Below are 17,674 nucleotides of genomic sequence, written 5' to 3' on the forward strand. Positions count from 1 at the left end.
CATTGTACGCCAGGCCTACAAAGAAAGGCTGCTGAACCATGATGGGCCGCCGTGAAGTGATCTGTAAGCGCCTGCAACGCCTGGAAGAACACCTCGCCATGCGTGAGTCCTATCACCCAACCAAGGAACCAATCCACTTTACGACTCTCACGACTTCACGATCCCACGACTACCGAGGTACCCATGAAACAACTCATCCGCCAACTCACCGAGACGCCCGGCCCTTCGGGGTACGAAGACCAGGTACGCGACCTGGTGAAAACCCTGGTCGCCGACTACGCCGACGAGATCCGCACCGACGCCTTGGGCAACCTTATCGTGCGCAAGGGCACAGCCCGCGACGGCGGCAAGCGCATCATGCTGGCCGCCCACATGGACGAAATCGGCATCATGGTCAGCCACATTGACGAAAAGGGCTTCGCCCGCTTTGTGCCCATCGGTGGCGTGCGACCCTGGACCTGCATCGGCGGGCGTGTGCGCTTCCTTGACGGCCGCGTCGGCGTCATCGGCGTCGAGGGCGACATCCTCCGCCAAAACAAGATGCCCGCCTTCGACCATCTCTACCTCGATGCGGGTAGCGCGCCCCTCCATGTGGGCGATGTGGCCGCCTTCGAGCGCCCCTTTGCCGATTTGGGCGACCGTCTGGTCGCCAAGGCGATGGACGACCGCATCGGCGTGGCCGTGCTCGTTGAAACTCTGCGTCGCCTCACTGACACGCCCCACGAACTGTACTTCGTTTTCAGCGTGCAGGAAGAAGTCGGCCTGCGGGGCGCCACCACGGCCGCCTACAGCGTGGCGCCCGACATCGGCATTGCCGTGGATGTCACCGGCTCCGGCGACACACCCAAAGGCATCAAAATGGCCGTCGAACTGGGCCAGGGCCCGGCCATCAAGGTCCGCGATGGCGGGATGCTGGCCGACCCCCGCGTGGTGGATTGGATGGTGCGCACGGCCGAAAAGGCCCACATCCCCTACCAGCGTGAAGTGCTCCCCGGCGGCACCACCGACGCCAAGGCCATCCAACTCTCCCGCGCCGGGGTCCCGGCGGGCACCGTGTCCATCCCCTGTCGCTATGTCCATAGCCCCTCGGAAATGGTGGACTACAACGATGTTCAGGGGGCCGTGCAACTCCTGGTGGAACTGCTGACCCATCCGGCGGACTTATGACCTGGACCCCACGCTGGTTGCTGATCCCCTTGCTCCTCCTGGCCTTGGGATTGGGGGCCTGTGCCGGACCTGTGGGGAGCACGCCGAGCCCTTCCATCACCGTCACGCCCCCGCAGGCCCCGGCCACCCTCACTTCCACCCCGGCGCCGCCCACCGTGTTTCGGGTCTGGCTGCCGCCCTCCTTCGACCCCAACGCCGACCATCCGGCGGCGAACTTGCTCCGCGAGCGCTTGGAAGCGTTCGCCCATGCGGAAGGCCTCGCCCTGGATGTGCGCCTCAAGCGGGTGGATGGCCCCGGAGGTATGTTGCCCACCCTGACCGACGCCGAGTTGGTGGCCCCCGACGCCGTGCCTACGGTGTTGCTCCTCCCCCGCTGGGCTTTGGAATCCGCTGCGTTGAAGGGCTTGCTCACCCCCTTTGGCCTCTTGCCCCAGGCCTCGTTTTCTGGAGGCCAGGGAGCGATGTGCCCTTTTGCCGTCGGGCTGGGTCAGGTGCAGGGGGTGACCTATGGGTTGCTGGTCGGCGGAGAGGCTTTCGTCATGCTCCATCCTCCCGACGCCTTTGCCGAGGGGGTTCCGGCCACCTGGGACGACCTAGTGGCCAACGCCAGCCTGCCCTGGCGCTGGGCTGCCGGCGACCCGCAAGCCCGGTTGCTGCTGGGCGCGTACCGCGCCGCGGGCGGGCCGCTCCGCACCGCCGAGGGCCGCCCCACTCTGGACCCCACGGTACTTACCAGCATCCTCGGCGATTTTGCTCAACTGGCCCAACGCGGGTTGCTCGTCCCGGCGCTGCTCGACCTGACCACGGACCAGGCGGCCTGGGAATACTACGGGCAAAGCCCCAGCGCGCTGCTTTTCCTGCCTCAAACCTATGCCCTCCGCGAGGAAACCCCATGGCAAATCGCCCTCATCCCCGGCGCAGAAGTACGGGGATGGGCCTGGGCCGACGGCTACCTCTGGGCCGTGCCCCGACAGACACAGCCTCGCCTGGCCCTGGCCGGGCGCTGGCTGGCCCAGATGAACGACCCCGCCTTCCTGGCCCCCTGGACTGAAGCCCTGGGGCTCCTGCCGCCCAACCAGGCCACCCTAGCCCAGTGGCAACAACACGACCGGGCGACGACGCTGGAAACCATCGCTTCCTACGCCACACCTTTGCCTTCCATGGACCTGTTGACCACCCTGGGGCCTGTGCTCCAGGAGGCCCTGGCTCAGGTGCTTCAGGGGTCCTCGCCGGAAGAAGCCGCACAACAGGCCGTGCAGGCCCTCCCCGCGCCTTGAGTAACCCTCCGGCACCCCCCTGTGGTGGAACGGCGGTGAAAACACCGCCGTTCTGGCTTTATGGGGCTGTGAACATGATAAAATCAAAGCATGAGCATCAAAATCGTGGCTACCAATCGCAAAGCCCAACACGACTACTTCCTGGACGAAACCCTGGAAGCGGGCCTCGTGCTTCAGGGCAGCGAAATCAAATCCATCCGCGCGGGCAAGGTCAGCCTGCGCGAGGCCTTCGTGCGCATTGACGACAACCTGGAAGCCTGGCTGATCAACGCTCACATCGCCCCTTACGACGCGGCCAGCCACTTCAACCACGATCCCCGCCGCCCGCGCAAGTTGCTGCTTCACAAACGGGAGATTCTGCGTCTGTGGCAAAAGGTGCGCGAAAAGGGCGTGACCATCATCCCCACGAAGATGTACCTGAAGAACGGTCGCGCCAAAGTGGAAATCGCCGTGGCGCGGGGGAAGAAGAAATACGACAAACGAGCCGCCATCGCCAAACGCGAGATGGAGCGTGAAATCCAGCGTGAACTGCGACGGTGGAAGTAACCATGCCTTCCACAGAGCCTGGCGGTCCCTCTTCTATCGGCAGCATCAACCGCCTGCCCTATCCGGAAAAGCGGGCCATCTATCTGCGACTGGTGCCCCTGGCGCTGTTGCAGCGTTTTCATCTCAGCCCTTTTCTCTACGACAGCCAGGGACGGGACCTGGTCGAACTGCGCTGCCCCGCCGGATCAGCCACGGTGGAAATGGCCGTCTATCATGCGTACGGATTTCCCGACCCGGTGCTCTTCGGCCACCTCACAGATACCCTCAACGGGCGCATCCATGTGCTGCTCTACATCCTCAACGACCCGGATTCGCCGCGCTTTGATGTGGACCGTTTGCCCGATGGGACCCCCACCCGCTTTGGCACCCTGACCCGCAACCTGGAAGCCGAAGAGGCCGCCATGCGCTACGGTCTGGCTCCGGGCCAGGTGCGTCGCGGGCTGCGCCTTTTGGGACAGGCCATTGCCGCGTTCGAGGCCTTTGTCCAGTCCCTGGGGCACGACATCTTCTTCGCCGAGCCACTGTATTACCACAACGCCGTGCTTTTCGAGCGCTACGGCTTCGCCTACCAAAGCGGACGGGCCTTGATGGAACGCATCGAGCGCGGCTTTGCCCCGGACGGCGATTTGCGCGCCAAACTCGACGGCTGCACCCCCTTCCGTCGCCCCGAAGCGGTGCACAGCATCCGCCTGCGTTCCTGGGCCATCCACGACGGCATCCTGGGCGCCCCCTTCACTGGCGTGACCATGTACAAACGGGTGGGCAAACATGCAGGGGTGCAAACTTGCCCGCCGGATCTTCCGTGGTAAGACCGGACCCCAAGGGTGGCTCGCGACGGCCACCCTTTTGATTCTGTTCTCTCAAGGAGGCCTATGCTGCTCATCGATGGGCACCATCTCACCATTGAGGAAGTCGTGGCCGTGGCACGCCACGGCGAACCCGTGCGCCTGGCTCCCGCAGCGAAAGCGCGCATGACCCAATCCTACACCTGGGTGGAGCACATCGTCCGGCAAGACCAGCCGGTGTACGGCATCAACACCGGCTTTGGCGTCTTTGCCGAGCGCCGCATTCCCAATGAAACCTCGGCGCGGCTGAGTCGTAACCTTATCCTCAGCCACGCCGTGGCCACCGGGCCGGCCCTCCCCGAAGAGGTGGTGCGGGCGGCCATGCTCATCCGGGCCAACACCCTGGCCCTGGGACATTCGGGCATCCGCCCCGAGGTGGTGGAGACCCTGCTCGAGATGCTCAACCGGGGCGTGACGCCCGAGGTGCCGTCGCAAGGCTCCATGGGCTCCTCGGGGGATCTGGCCCCCCTGGCCCACCTGGCTCTGGTGCTGACCACCGACGAGGCCGACCGGGTGGAGGATTCGGGTTGGGCCTGGTATCAGGGCCGACGGATGCGCGGCAAAGCGGCCATGCAGGCTGCCGGCTTGTCTCGCTGGGTGCTGGGCCCCAAAGAAGGCCTGGCCCTGATTAATGGGGCCACCTTTTCAGCGGCGCTTTTGGCCCTGGCCGTGCACGATGCCGCCCTCCTGCTCGACCTGGCCAACATCACCCTGAGCATGACCCTGGAAGCGCTGCGCGGCGTCTCGGCCGCCTTCGACCCCCGCATCCATCTGGCGCGGCGGCACCCCGGCCAGATGGAATCGGCCCGTCGCGTGCGCCAACTGACCGCCGGGAGCACGCTCCTGGACGCGGCCGGACGGGTGCAGGACGCCTACTCCCTGCGCTGCGCTCCTCAGGTGCACGGCGCGACTAGGGACGCCTGGCGTTTTGTCAGCGAGGTGGTCACCCGCGAAATCAATGCCGTGACCGACAACCCGCTGCTTTTCGGCCTCGATGCCGTGCTCTCGGGCGGCAACTTTCACGGTGAGCCCACCGCCATGGCTGCCGACTTTTTGAGCATCGCCCTCACCGAACTGGCCGCCGTGGCCGAGCGGCGGCTCTTCCGCCTCACCGACGGCAAACTCAACGATGGCCTCCCCGGCATGTTGGTCGACCCGCCGGAGGCCGCCGGGCTTAACTCCGGCCTGATGCTGGTGCAGTACACTGCGGCCTCTCTGGTGCTGGAGAACCAGACCCTGAGCAGCCCCGATAGTGTGCGCTCTCTGCCTACTTCGGGCGAGCAGGAGGATCACAACGCCAACGCGATGAACGCGGCCCGCCACGCCCGCCGGGTGGTCGCCAACACCGCTCATGTGCTGGCGGCCGAGGCCTACACCGCGGCCCGGGCGCTGGACCTGCGGCTGCGGGCCGCCCCTGAAGCGCGCTTGGGCCGGGGCGTGGCCGTGGCCTGGCAGGCCATCCGGGAGGTCGTCCTCTATCAGGCGGGGGACGCCCTATGGGGTCCGGAAATTGAGCGTGTCAGGCAACGGGTGACCCAGCCGGCCTTTGTGCACCGCGTGTTGCGCGCCGCCGACCTCTCGCCCACCCTTCCCCCGGCCCAGGTGACCTGAAGCAAAGGCTGTTCTCCGGAAACGGGCCTGTCCTGCGGCAAACAAAAACCGCCTGGGGAGGAAAAGTCCCCAGGCGGTTTCCTTGCTTGAGTTTGACTACCCCACCAGGAACGCCGCCCAAAACAGAAACCAGACGAATAACCCGAAGGCCGCGGGGAGCGCCTGCCGCCAGGTCAGCCTCTCCCACCCCTGCACGCTGCCGCCCAGGGCCAGGGCCCGGAGGCGATGCACCGTTTCCTCCAAAAGCGCCTCAGGGGATGCGTCGCCCATGCCCACCCACAGCCAGGGGCCGCCCACAGGCAACACCAGTTTGGCCCCTGTAAACCGCTCCAACCACAGGCGCCACATCTCGTTCAAGGTGCTCAGGGTATGCCCCACCAAGACCACCGCCTGCACTGGCTGGTCCGGCGTCGGTAGACCCCGGCCCAGGTCGTGCCAATGAAGGGGCAACTGGGGTACCAAGGAGCGCAGGCGTTCCTGCAGCAACCCCAGCACGGGCGAGGTGCCGTCCGAAAGCAGCCAGACATGGAAGGCGGAAAGACGTTGCGCTTGTTGGGCAGTCTCCCAGGCCTGGTCCTGGCGTAGCCAGGACCAGTGAAACGCGCCCAGCCCCAGGGCCACCGCACCGCTGCCCAGCGCGGTCCACCACTCCACCGCTGGCCAGGTCTCTCCCGCCAGAAGTAGCAACAGCCCGTGGTAAACCAGAGCCCCCAGGGTGCCCATCAGCGTGAGCACACTGCCCAGCAAGGCGGCATAGAGCAACCCCCGGCGGCCCAAAGAGCGCCGTACTGCGCCCCCGACTTCCGAGGGCGTCAAGGCGTCGCGCTGAAGCACACGCCAGCAGCTCCACCAGAGGGGCAGGCCCACCCCGGCAAAGCCAATGCCGCGGGCCAGGATGGGGGCGCCCAGGCCTTCCAGCCACGCCTGCATCAGCGCCCGCCACAGCATGGCCAGCCCCAACCCGAAAAGGAACAGCCCGCCCAACCCGGCGAAGGCCTCGGCCCTGGCCCGGAGCAGGCGCCCCCTAGGTGTGGGCCAGGAGGCCTCCAGCCGCCGCCAGGTGCGCCCCATCCACCAGGTCGCCGCCCCCCAGGGGAGAAGACGGCCCAGCAGCAGCACGCCCAGACGCTGCCCGGCCTCCGCCCCGGCCATCACCCCCAAAACCGCCCCGCTGGTCGCCCACAAAGCCTCCACCAATCCCGCGGCGACCACCGCCAGACCGGTGAGGCCTGTCAGGAGCGTCAGGGTGGCATGGATGGCGGAACGCCGCTCTTCCTTCTCCCGCCCCCATCGGCGCCACCACGGGGCCACGGCCACGCCCAGCAGCACCCCCGCCGCGGCCCAGACGATGCTTTGGGGCCAGCGATAATCCGTTTGTTCCAGCCAGGCCTGGGAGATCCCGAACAGCCCCTGGCTGCCCAAGGCCAGAGCGTGCAGGGTCCAGAGCCAGCCTTGAAGGCGGTGCAGGGCGCGTTGGGCCGCGCCGGTTTCCCTCCGGTTGCGGTAGGCGAAAAACGCCCCGACCAGGCCGTTGACGACCACCGTCAGCACCCCCTGGCGCCACACCACCACCCCATAGGGCGGTTTTTCAAAATACGGCCATAACGCCTGCTGGGCCAGATCGAGCAGCCGGTACAACGCGATCAGCCAGGGAACGGCCCAGGCGAAGTGCAACGCTGCGGCCCGGATCCAGGTCTGCCGCTCTTCCAGGTGCTCGCGGGCCAGGCGCTGTGCCCACAGCCAGTGTCCCAGCATGACGGGAAAGCCCACCAGCAGCGAGGCCAGCCCGCCCGCCAGCACGTCGGCCGAGCGGGAAAAGCCCGGCTGCCACAGCGCGTTCAGCGTCTGGATCATCCCGTTGACGCTGGCCGCCAGCCCGGCCAGAAAAGCGGCGTACAGGTAAAGCCGACGCATGATTTGCATGGCTTACTCTCCAGGGGTGGGCGACGGCGGCGCGGGAGGGGGTGGTAAACGTTTCAGGCCCTCCACCACGCCCCAGGGCGGGGGCAGGGCTACCAACCGCCAGCTGCCGTCCGTGCGGGTCAACACGGCCTCCAGCACCTGCTCCTCGGCGGGGAAGAGCAACGGCGGTGAGGCGATGCGGGTCAGATGCAACAGGACGACCGCCCTGTCCGGACCAGGGAAGCGCACCGCGCCAATGCTCACGGCATATTGTTGCCGCCAGGAGGCCGTCTCCTGCAAGTGATGCTCGAACTTTTGGGCATCCAGCCACGCCTGGGGAGCCCAGTAGTCGTAGGCCCGCTGGTAGTTGCGTTGCTCCAGAGCCTGCAGGTAGGCCTGCACCACCCGGCGGGGGTCGTCCGGCGGGTAGGTGGGCGGTCGCCGCCGGGCGAAAAGCACCCCCGCCACCACGGCGAAAAGCACCACGATCCCGCTGCCCAGCAAAAACGCTCGGCGTTCGCTCATCGTCGTCCCCTACGCTTCATCGCGGCAGGATACCCCCACAGGATGGCGAAAAACGGCCCCACCAGGGGGACAAACACGGCCAGCAACCCCCACCAGGTGAACGCGGCCAGGGAAAGCCGCCGCCGGCGCAGCGCGGCCATGCCCAGCAGGGTCATTCCCATGATGGTGAGCACCAGGCAAAACCGCATCACCTCTGCTGCGGCGTCCGAGGGCATGGGCATCCCCCTCAAGGCACCCAACGATACGCCAGGGAGGGCATCAACGCACGATCGAGGAAGTGCGCCCATTCGCCCGAAAGGGACGCTTGGGCGCCCATGAGCAGGTCGGCAAAGGAACTCACCCGGCGGTAACGCACCACCCGGGGCACATCCTGGATCCCGCCCAGGTCGGCGGCTCTGGCAATCCCGTCGTCCAGATAGCCCAACGCATCCACCAGGCTCAGTTCCAGCGCCTGTTGGCCGGTGTAAACCCGCCCATCGGCCAACTTGCGCACCTCCTTCTCGCTCATGCCCCGCCCCTCGGCGACCACCTTGACGAAGCGGGCATAGGCTTCGTCGATGATGCGCTGCCAGTACGCCTGCTCCTCCGGCGTCATGGGGCGGTAGAGGCTGCCGAAATCTTTGGCCTCCCCGGACTTGATGACGGTGAAATGCACGCCCAACTTGTCGAACAACTGGCTGGCCTCAGGGAAGGTGGAGATGACCCCGATGGAACCGGTCAGCGTGGCCGGGTTGGCGATAATGTAATCCGCACCTGCTGCGATGTAATACCCCCCCGAGGCAGCCAAATCCTCCATCACCACCACCACGGGCTTGTGCAGTTCCTGCAAGGCCTGGTGAATGCGGTCCGAAGGCACCACCCCGCCCCCGGGGCTATTGATGCGCAGCACCACGGCTTTGATGCTGGGGTCGCGGCGGGCGTCGGCCAGCATATCGAGGATGTCGTCGGCCGCGGCTACCTCATTCAACGAGGGGAGCGGCGCCCGACCGTTGACGATGGGGCCGTTGACCTCAATGATGGCCACTGCCGGGCCGCTGAGCGGCCCCCGCACATGCACCTGCTGGACCCTGGGCGTCGGCGCCGCCGGGCCGGAGGCCATGCCGCTTACCGCGCCCACCAGGGTAAACAGCGCGAACAACAACCCGCAAGCCAACACCGGCAACAACATCCCTGCCGCCACGCCGACGAGGGCCCACAACGCCTGCCGACCACCGGTGTTGGCAGGACGCCCGGGAATTTCATTGGAGCGCTCAGGTTGACGATCCATCTCATCTTCTCCTGAGGGGCAAAAGATCACAACTGCGTAGTGGCATTTTACCACCTCCTGCTCCGGGCGGGGGCGGCGTAGGCGGGGGGCTGTCCTCCCTTGCCCGCCACATCCAATCCCTCCCCCATGGTAAAATAGCCCTCGTGCGGTGGGCGGGACGCCGATCGCGAAACATGTGTTGAGGGTGGCTGATGGATGGTTTCTTTCGTTTTGCGGACTTCCATCGCTGGATGCTGAGAGCCGTGGTTGTGGGGGCTCTGGCCCTGTTGGTAGCCTGTGGAGGCCCGTCTCAACCTGCGCCGCCCCCTACGGCGACGGCGGGGTTGCCTCGCTTCACGCCGACCCTGCCTCCCGCCACGGAGACTGCCTCCTATGCGCCTGTGGCCACCGCCACCTTCACCGCTGAGGTGGCGCCTTCCCCCACGGTCACCATCACCACTACCCCCGGGAGGCCCCCTTCCCCCACGGCGCGGTCCTGGTGGCAGCCCAAACCCCGCACCACCTGGCAGATCCAGATCAACGGCGGTCAGATCGACCTCTCTTACCAGGCCCAGGTGTACGATGTGGACCTCTTCGACACCCCGACCGAGACCATCGCCCAACTCCACCGCATGGGGCGCAAGGTCATTTGCTACTTCAGCGCCGGCACGTACGAGGACTGGCGGCCCGACGCCGACCGTTTTCTCGGCTACGGCATCGTGGGTCAGCCGCTGGAAGACTGGCCCGGCGAGCGTTATCTGGATATCCGCCGCCTGGACATCCTGGGCCCTATCCTGCAAGACCGCCTGGACCTGGCCGTGGAAAAAGGGTGCGACGCCGTGGATCCCGACAATGTGCAGAACTTCCAGGAACCCACAGGCTTCGCTCTTTCCTCTGAAGATCAGTTGCGTTTCAACCTCTGGCTGGCCGGGGAGGCCCACGCCCGCGGCCTGGGGGTGGGGTTGAAGAACGACCGCCCGCAAATCCCTGACCTGGTGGCTGCCTTTGACTTCGCTGTGGACGAAGAATGCTTCACCTATGCCGAATGCGAACCGCTGCTGGCCTTCATCCGGGCCGGCAAAGCCGTTTTTGAGATAGAATATGAACTCAGCCCGGCGGCTTTTTGCCCTCAGGCCAACGCCTGGGGCTTCTCAGCCCTGGTCAAGCCGTGGGACCTCAGTCCGCAACGCTTTGATTGCCTGCAAGATTTTGAGGAGAGATGAGATGGTACATCAAGACCTGCTGGAGATTTTGCGCTGCCCCGTGTGCGTGCAGGAAGGCAAGGGCGAACTGGAACTGGTGAAGGAGACCTGGCTGGTGTGCTACGATTGTGGCCGCAAGTACCCCATCCGCGACGATATCCCTGTGATGCTCATTGAGGAAGGGGACAAGTGGCGCGAGACCCCGGTGGACGACCTGCCCGTTCCCGTGCCGGAAAAGTGATCGTGGTGGACATCCTGACCCCGTTGCGCCGTGCGGTGGCCCAGGGGGACGACGCCGCGGCCGAGGAGGCTGTGCAGGCCCTACTCCGGACCCCTGAGGCCGCGCTGACCCAGTTGCTGCATCTCTCCCACGAGGAGGACCCGGACCTGCGCTGGTGGGCCTTGCGTGCCCTGGCCGAGATCCCCGCCCCCCAGGTGCCCCCGCGCCTGGGGGCCGCCTTGCGCGACCCCGACCCCACCGTGCGCCAGGTGGCCGCCCTGGCGCTGCGTTACCAGCCCACCGCCGAGGCTGTGGACGACCTCATCGCCTTGCTGGCCGGGCCGGACCGCCTGCTGGCCCGACTGGCTTCCGATGCGCTGATCGCCATCGGGACGGACGCCGTGCCGGCGCTCATCCAGGCCATCGAAGAGGGCCCGGCCCACGGACGGGTTCCCGCCGCACGGGCCCTGGCCGCCATCGGCGACCTTCGCGCCGTCCCCACCCTGTTCGCCTTGCTCGACGACCCCTCGCCTCTGGCCACGGCTTACGCCGAGGAGGGCCTGGAGCGCTTAGGGATCGGCATGGTCTTCTTTTCGCCCAACTGACGGGATGCGCCCACCCTGGGCGCAAGCCTTGCTCACACTTTAGCAAAAGAGGGCTATCATGGACTCTTTAGGACTGAGTTTGGGTTATCTGCTTGTCCAGATTCTCAACCTCATCCTGTCCGTGGGCCTGCCGCTGGTGTTGCTCTTTTTCGTTTACCGCTGGATGTTGGGAGTCCAGCAAAGCCTGGAGCGGGTGGAGAAGCGGCTGCAGGCCCTGGATGAGCACCTGGAAGAGGTGCTGGACTATCTGGCCGAACAGGAAGAGGGGCGGTAGGCCGTTTGTAATCCAGGCAAAGGACAAAGAAAACGCCCCGCGCTTGCCGCCGCGCGGGGCCCGGTTTCTGGTGCCAGGGAGTCAGTACCAGGCCCAGTAGGCCCATAGGCTGATCATGACCACGCCCAGGAAAAAGCGAACCACGAAGGCCCAGCCGCAGCCGACCAGGTAGCCTTTCGCCGCCTCCCAGGCGTTGTGGAAGTCTCTCTGGCGCAGATACTCCGCGGCCAGCAGCGCCAGAGGGGCCAGCACCAGGCCGCCCAGAGGAGGGAAGACGTAGGTGCCCGCTAAAGCCGCCACGATGGCGAGGGCGATGCTCCACCAGGAGGCACCGCCTTTGCGTGCGCCGGCCCCCATGGCGATGTTGTCCACTGTGACGCCGAGGAGCATGAGCACGGTGAGCCCGGCGAAAATCCAGCCGCCTATGGTGCCAAAGCCTTGCACCAGGCCGTATACCAACGCCGCGCCCCAGATGACCACAATGCCGGGAAAGATGGGCACCACCAGGCCGAACAGGCCCACCAGCATGACCAGGAAGACCAACAGGCGAAAGGAGAGGCCCAGCCAGTCCATCCTCAGCCCTCCGGCCTGATGATGTCCAGCCCGCCCATGTAGGGCCGCAACACCTCGGGCACCACCACCGAGCCGTCGGGCTGTTGATAGGTTTCCAGCACGGCGATGTACACCCGCGGCAGGCCTAGCCCCGATCCGTTGAGGGTGTGCACGAAGCGCGGTTTGCCGCCCTCTTTGGGCCGATAGCGGATGTTGGCCCGTCGGGCCTGAAAGTCACCCACATTGGATATTGAGGACACTTCCAGCCATTCCCCGCTGCCGGGGGCCCAGACCTCCAGGTCGTAGGTCTTGCGGGCGGCGAACCCCAGGTCGCCGGTACACAGTTGCACCACGCGGTAGGTCAGCCCCAGCAGGCGGATGGTCTCCTCGGCGTGGGCCAACATGCGCTCCAAGGCCGCCGGGGAGTCTTCGGGGGTGGTGTAGATGTACATCTCCACCTTGTCGAATTGGTGACCGCGTTTCATGCCGCGCACATCGCGGCCGGCGCTCATCTTCTCGCGGCGGAAGCAGGGCGTGTAGGCGGTGTAATAGAGCGGCAGGTCCTCTTCGTCCAGGATTTCGTCCTTGTGTATCCCGGTGAGCGGGACTTCGGCGGTGGGGACCATCCATTTGTCCTCTTCATGGTCCTTGTAGAGGTTATCGGCGAACTTGGGCAATTGCCCTGAAGCGTAGAGGATTTCGCCCTTGACCATGAAGGGAGGGTAGATTTCCGTGTAGCCTTGCTTCTGGGTGTGGAGGTCGAGCATCCAGGCGATGAGGGCGCGCTCCAGCCGAGCGCCAGGGCCACGCAGGAGGTAGAAGCGGGTCCCGCTCAGTTTGACGCCCCGCTCGAAGTCGATGATGCCCAGGCGCGGGCCTAATTCCCAATGGGGTACAGGCTCGAAGTCGAACTGCGGGATGTCGCCCACCTGACGCGCGACCACATTGTCGTTTTCGTCTTCGCCGTCGGGCACATCGGGGTCGGGCAGGTTAGGGATGCTGATGAGTAGGTCGTGCAGTTGGGCCTCGACCTGGTCGAGTTGGGCGTCCAGGGCTTTGATGCGGTCGCCCACCTGGCGCATGGCCTTGATTTTCGCCTGCCGCTCGGCGGGGTCTTTCGTCCGCCCGATTTCCTTTGAGGTGCGGTTGCGCTCGGCTTTCAGGGCTTCGACCTCCTGGATGATGCGCCGGCGTTGTTCGTCCAGCGCGCGGACCTGATCCACAACCGCATCGTCCATACGGCGGCGGCGAAGGCCTTCGCGAATCAGGTCGGGCTGTTCCCGGAACAAATGGATGTCCAACATGGTGACCTCCTCACGATGGGATGATGGATTTTGGTAGCGAAGCCACCAAAATCCATCGCATCCTGGTACGCAAAAGCGCCCCCCTGCGTGCAGGACGAGGGGGGCGCCCCGTGGTGCCACCTGCTTTCGCCCGCCACCCCATGGGCAAAAGGTGCGACGGGCCTCGTTCGTCGCGCTAACGGGCGAACCCGGCCACCCTTACGACGGCAGTCCTGCCGCCCCTGCGGGGGCACCCGGCCTGGCGGTTGTGTCTCTCCGGGCCGACGGAGGGGATTCGCCGCAGCGACCCACCGTCTCGCACCAGCCGACGGCTCTCTGAAGGGTCTGCCCTGCGGTTACTGGTCTCCGTGCAAGGCGTTGGCTTTCTGGATTGTTCGTTTTAATTATAGCCAGAGGTGCAAGGGTTGTCCAGGAAAATTTGGATTGGGTCTTGATTTTGCCATTGACAGCCCTTAGGCTCTTTGGTAGACTTAGCGCCACAATGGCATAGGTGAGATGACTTTGGGGCATTTGCGCCCCACCTCATCCAGAGAGGCGGAGGGACCGGCCCTGTGAAGCCTCGGCAACCAGGTCGCGTCCTCCGGTCTGCACCACGACCGGGGACGGGCCCAGGTGCCAATTCCGGCAGGCCTGATTTGGCCTGGAAGATGAGGGTTGATGCATTCGCTCAGCCTTCCTCTTCCGGGAAGGTTTTTTGTTTTGGTTATCTGGTTACCTGGTTGTCTGGTGATTTGGTCGTATCCAACGGTCAAGCGCCCAAGTAACCAAGCAATAACCACTTCAACCATAACACGAGGACGCTATGCCAAAACCCCAGCGCAAATACACCAACCGTCGTTATCTGGACGCCTTAGAAGAACGGGTGCTCATCTACGACGGCGCCATGGGCACCAACCTGCAGAAGTTGAACCTTGCGCCAGAACACTACGGCGGCGAGCGTTTCGTCGGCCTCAACGAAATACTGGTGCTCACTTACCCTCAGGCCGTGGAGCAGGTACACCGCTCCTTTTTAGAGGTGGGGGTCGATGTCATCGAAACCGACACCTTTCGCGCCAACCGCATCACCCTGGCCGAATTCGGCGTGGCCGAAAAGACCCTGGAGATCAACCGCGCCGCCGCCGCGCTGGCCCGTCGCCTGGCCGACGAATACACCCAACGCACCGGCCAACCGCGCTTCGTGGCCGGTTCGATGGGCCCTACGGGCAAACTTCCCTCGGCCGACGACCCCGATCTCTCCGATATCACTTTCGACGAACTGGCTGATGTGTTCCGCGAGCAGGCGGTGGGCCTCATCCAGGGCGGCGTGGATGTGCTGCTCATCGAGACCTCACAAGACATTTTAGAAGTCAAAGCCGCCATCCACGGTATACTCCGCGCCTTCGAGGAAACAGGGGAATGGCTGCCCATTCAGGCCCAGGTTACGCTGGACACCACTGGACGGATGCTTCTGGGCACGGACATCGAGGCCGCCCTGACCATTTTAGAAGGGCTCCCCATCGATGTCATCGGTCTCAACTGTTCCACCGGCCCCGAGCACATGCGCCAGCCTATCGAGTTCCTGGGGCAACACGCCCCCTTGCCCGTCTCCTGTATCCCCAACGCCGGGCTGCCGCTCAATGTGGACGGTGAGGCCGTCTACCCACTGGAACCCGAACCCTTTGCCGAGGCCCTGGCCGAGTTTGTGGAAAAGCATCACATCAGCGTGGTGGGCGGCTGTTGTGGCACCACCCCGGCCCATCTCAAAGCCCTGGTCGAGCGGCTCCACGGCCGCCCACGCCCCCCGCGCCCCATCCTCGACCTGCCTCGTCTGGCCTCCGCGGTGCGCGCCTACAGCATGAAGCAAGACCCACCCCCGCTGCTCATCGGCGAGCGTTGCAACGCCCAGGGCAGCCGCAAGTTCAAGCGCCTGCTTCTGGCCGAAGACTGGGATGGCATCGTGGCCCTGGCCCGCCAGCAAGTGGCCGCCGGCGCCCACGCGCTGGACATCTCAGTGGCCGTCACCGAGCGCAGCGATGAGGCCGAACTGATGCGCACGGTGGTGCACAAACTGGTCACCGCTGGCGTGGAGGTGCCTTTGGTCATCGACACCACCGAGCCCAAAGTCATGGAAGCCGCGCTCAAAACCGCCCCCGGGCGCTGTGTGCTCAACTCCACCCATCTGGAAGGGGGGCGCGAGAAGGCCGACCGGGTGCTCCACCTGGCCAAACTGCACAACGCCGCGGTCATGTTGCTGACCATCGACGAGCAGGATATGGCCAAGACCGCCGAGCGCAAACTGGAGGTGGCCCAACGGCTTTATCGCCTGGCCGTGGAGGAGCACGGCCTCCAGCCGGGCGACCTGGTCTTCGACCCGCTAACCTTCACTTTGGCCACCGGCGACCCCGAATTTGCCAACGCCGCCGTAGAGACCCTGGAGGGCATCCGGCGCATCAAGGCGGCGCTGCCGGGTGTGTTCACCTCGCTGGGGGTGAGCAACATCTCCTTCGGCTTGCCCAAGGCCGCTCGCCCAGTGATCAACAGCGTGTTTCTCTACCACGCCGTCCAGGCCGGGCTGGATATGGCCATCGTCAACCCGGCCCATATTACCCCCTACGCCGACATCCCCGAAGAGGAACGCCAACTGGCGGAAGACCTCATCTTCAACCGCCGCCCTGACGCCTTGCAGCGGGTGATCGCTTTTTACGAAGGGCGCGAGGCCCGCCCCTCCGCCACCCAGCGGGACCCGCTGGCCGGGTTGAGTTTGCCCGAACGCCTCCACGCCCGCATCCTCCACCGCCACAAGGAGGGGTTGGGGTTGGAAGGGGACATCGACGCCCTGGTCGCCGAATGGTCGGCCGATCCCGCCCTCACCCTCACCCCATCCCCCCAGCCCCCCTTCCCCTCTCCCACTGGGAGAGGGGAAGGGGGTGAGGGCACTTCCCCCACCCCGGCCACCCATCGGGCCGCGGTGCGCATCCTCAATGAGGTGCTGCTCCCGGCCATGAAAGAAGTGGGCGACAAATTCGGCGCCGGCGAACTCATCTTGCCCTTCGTGTTGCAATCGGCTGAGGTGATGAAGCGCGCCGTAGCTCACCTGGAGCGCTACCTGCTGCGCCAGGAAGGGGTGACCAAGGGCACCATCGTGCTCGCCACCGTTTACGGCGATGTGCATGATATCGGCAAGAATCTGGTCAAAACCATCCTGAGCAACAACGGTTACACCGTCATCGACCTGGGTAAACAGGTCCCTGCCGAAACCATCATTCAGGCCGCTCAAGAGCACCGCGCCGATGCCATCGGCCTCAGCGCCTTGCTGGTCAGCACCAGCAAGCAAATGCCCCTCATCGTCAACGAACTCCATCGGCGCGGGTTGCGTTATCCGGTGCTCATCGGCGGCGCGGCCATCAACCGCCGCTTTGGCTATCGCACCCTCTTCACGGAGGAAGGCAAACCCTACGAACCGGGCGTCTTTTACTGCAAGGATGCCTTTGAGGGGCTGCAAGTCATGGACGCGTTGATGGACACCCGGGAACGGGAGCGCCTGCTGGAACGCCTGCTCCGGGAAGCGGCCCGCGCCCTGGGGCGGCAACGCCCCTCCGGACCCCGAGGACGGCCTGCGGGGTCCCGAAAGGTGCCCCCGGCCCCGGATATCCCCCAACCGCCCTCCTGGGGCCCCCGCGTGGTCCGGGAGATGCCCCTGGAAGCGGTGTTCCAACACCTGTTCAAGAAAGACCTGTTCCGCCTCTCCTGGGGCGCCAAGAACGCCCACGGTGAAGAATGGGAGCGCCTGCAGGCCGAGTTCGAGGAACGCCTGGCCCGTATGCAACGGGAGGCGCTGCGCCACGGCTGGCTTCGTCCGCGGGGCGCTTACGGCTATTGGCCCTGTCAATCCCAGGGCGAGACGCTGTTGGTTTATGACCCGGCCTCGGTCGCGGCCGGAGAGCCTGAGGTGTTGGTCACCTTTACCTTCCCACGCCAGGCGGGCGGCGAGGGGCTTTGCCTGGCCGACTACTTCGCTGCCGTGGATTCTGGCGTGATGGATGTGGTCGCCCTGCAAATCGTCACCGTGGGCGAGGAAGCTACCGCGCGCTTCGAGGCGCTGCAGGAGGCTGGGGAGTACACCGAAGCCTACTTTTTCCACGGCCTGGCCGTCCAGACCGCCGAAGCCGCCGCCGAGTACCTGCACCGCCATATCCGCCGCGAGTTGGGCCTGCCTCCCGGACGAGGCAAACGTTACTCGTGGGGCTATCCGGCCATTCCCGATCTGGAAGACCACGCCGAGGTGTTCCGCCTGCTGCCCGCCGAGCAAGCCCTGGGTATGCGGCTCACCGAGGCCTATCAACTGGTGCCAGAGCAATCCACAGCGGCCATCATCGTGCACCACCCCCAGGCCAAATACTTCGCCGTGCGGTAAATTGC

16 protein-coding genes and 1 riboswitch are annotated in these 17,674 nt (G+C 65.5%); of the genes, 10 read left to right on the forward strand and 6 right to left on the reverse strand.

Translation table 11 applies throughout. From position 1 onward, the window contains the following. Positions 1 to 183: 183 nt before the first annotated feature. From G4O04_02460 to hutH, 5 genes are all read left to right on the forward strand, one after another. Positions 184 to 1,167 carry a M42 family metallopeptidase gene (locus tag G4O04_02460; GenBank protein ID HEY57399.1) on the forward strand — a complete coding sequence of 328 codons (984 nt, stop codon included), beginning with the start codon at positions 184 to 186 and terminating at the stop codon, positions 1,165 to 1,167. Next, positions 1,164 to 2,444 (forward strand): hypothetical protein, encoded by a 1,281-nt coding sequence (locus G4O04_02465; protein HEY57400.1) that lies wholly within the window; start codon positions 1,164 to 1,166, stop codon positions 2,442 to 2,444. The genes G4O04_02460 and G4O04_02465 overlap by 4 nt, the downstream gene beginning before the upstream one ends. Before the next feature lie 90 nt (positions 2,445 to 2,534). Beyond that, the gene (gene smpB / locus G4O04_02470) at positions 2,535 to 2,990 is read left to right on the forward strand and encodes an SsrA-binding protein SmpB (GenBank protein ID HEY57401.1); all 456 of its coding nucleotides are present in this window, start codon (positions 2,535 to 2,537) and stop codon (positions 2,988 to 2,990) included. Between the two features lie 2 nt (positions 2,991 to 2,992). Beyond that, positions 2,993 to 3,799, forward strand: a complete 807-nt coding sequence (locus G4O04_02475; GenBank protein HEY57402.1) for a hypothetical protein — start codon at positions 2,993 to 2,995, stop codon at positions 3,797 to 3,799. 63 nt (positions 3,800 to 3,862) lie between these two features. Next, positions 3,863 to 5,446: a histidine ammonia-lyase gene (gene hutH / locus G4O04_02480; GenBank protein ID HEY57403.1), complete on the forward strand. Its 1,584-nt coding sequence runs from the start codon at positions 3,863 to 3,865 to the stop codon at positions 5,444 to 5,446. A gap of 96 nt (positions 5,447 to 5,542) precedes the next feature. On the opposite strand, the gene G4O04_02485 is transcribed toward hutH, so the two are convergent. From G4O04_02485 to sppA, 4 genes are read right to left on the reverse strand one after another with little or no spacing between them, the layout of a single operon-like run. Next, positions 5,543 to 7,369 (reverse strand): hypothetical protein, encoded by a 1,827-nt coding sequence (locus tag G4O04_02485; GenBank protein ID HEY57404.1) that lies wholly within the window; start codon positions 7,367 to 7,369, stop codon positions 5,543 to 5,545. 3 nt (positions 7,370 to 7,372) lie between these two features. After that, positions 7,373 to 7,873 (reverse strand): nuclear transport factor 2 family protein, encoded by a 501-nt coding sequence (locus G4O04_02490; GenBank protein HEY57405.1) that lies wholly within the window; start codon positions 7,871 to 7,873, stop codon positions 7,373 to 7,375. Continuing rightward, positions 7,870 to 8,094, reverse strand: coding sequence for a hypothetical protein (locus G4O04_02495; protein ID HEY57406.1), 225 nt, complete (start codon positions 8,092 to 8,094; stop codon positions 7,870 to 7,872). Before G4O04_02495 ends, G4O04_02490 begins: the two co-directional genes overlap by 4 nt. A 5-nt stretch (positions 8,095 to 8,099) precedes the next feature. Next, on the reverse strand, positions 8,100 to 9,140 hold the full coding sequence (gene sppA, locus G4O04_02500) for a signal peptide peptidase SppA (GenBank protein HEY57407.1): 1,041 nt from the start codon (positions 9,138 to 9,140) through the stop codon (positions 8,100 to 8,102). A 191-nt stretch (positions 9,141 to 9,331) separates the two neighbouring features. Here sppA and G4O04_02505 point away from each other — a divergent pair, with 191 nt between their 5' ends. From G4O04_02505 to G4O04_02520, 4 genes are read left to right on the forward strand one after another with little or no spacing between them, the layout of a single operon-like run. Next, complete coding sequence (locus G4O04_02505) at positions 9,332 to 10,342, forward strand: endo alpha-1,4 polygalactosaminidase (protein ID HEY57408.1); 1,011 nt, start codon at positions 9,332 to 9,334, stop codon at positions 10,340 to 10,342. Between the two features lies 1 nt (position 10,343). Next, positions 10,344 to 10,562, forward strand: a complete 219-nt coding sequence (locus G4O04_02510; protein HEY57409.1) for a Trm112 family protein — start codon at positions 10,344 to 10,346, stop codon at positions 10,560 to 10,562. 2 nt (positions 10,563 to 10,564) lie between these two features. Further along, complete coding sequence (locus tag G4O04_02515) at positions 10,565 to 11,146, forward strand: hypothetical protein (protein HEY57410.1); 582 nt, start codon at positions 10,565 to 10,567, stop codon at positions 11,144 to 11,146. Between the two features lie 58 nt (positions 11,147 to 11,204). Then, positions 11,205 to 11,420 carry a hypothetical protein gene (locus tag G4O04_02520; protein ID HEY57411.1) on the forward strand — a complete coding sequence of 72 codons (216 nt, stop codon included), beginning with the start codon at positions 11,205 to 11,207 and terminating at the stop codon, positions 11,418 to 11,420. Positions 11,421 to 11,501: 81 nt separating this feature from the next. Here the strand turns inward: G4O04_02520 and G4O04_02525 are convergent, their stop codons facing one another. Both G4O04_02525 and serS read right to left on the reverse strand, forming a co-directional pair. Next, complete coding sequence (locus G4O04_02525; GenBank protein HEY57412.1) at positions 11,502 to 11,993, reverse strand: DUF456 domain-containing protein; 492 nt, start codon at positions 11,991 to 11,993, stop codon at positions 11,502 to 11,504. A gap of 2 nt (positions 11,994 to 11,995) precedes the next feature. Beyond that, positions 11,996 to 13,276, reverse strand: a complete 1,281-nt coding sequence (gene serS / locus G4O04_02530; GenBank protein ID HEY57413.1) for a serine--tRNA ligase — start codon at positions 13,274 to 13,276, stop codon at positions 11,996 to 11,998. 519 nt (positions 13,277 to 13,795) lie between these two features. Next, a riboswitch (SAM riboswitch) is annotated at positions 13,796 to 13,930 on the forward strand. A 148-nt stretch (positions 13,931 to 14,078) separates the two neighbouring features. On the opposite strand from serS, the gene G4O04_02535 reads away from it, so the two are divergent. After that, complete coding sequence (locus G4O04_02535; protein ID HEY57414.1) at positions 14,079 to 17,669, forward strand: dihydropteroate synthase; 3,591 nt, start codon at positions 14,079 to 14,081, stop codon at positions 17,667 to 17,669. Positions 17,670 to 17,674: the final 5 nt, after the last annotated feature.

The organism is Anaerolineae bacterium, from assembly GCA_011176535.1.
GTDB lineage: Bacteria > Chloroflexota > Anaerolineae > Anaerolineales > DRMV01 > DUEP01.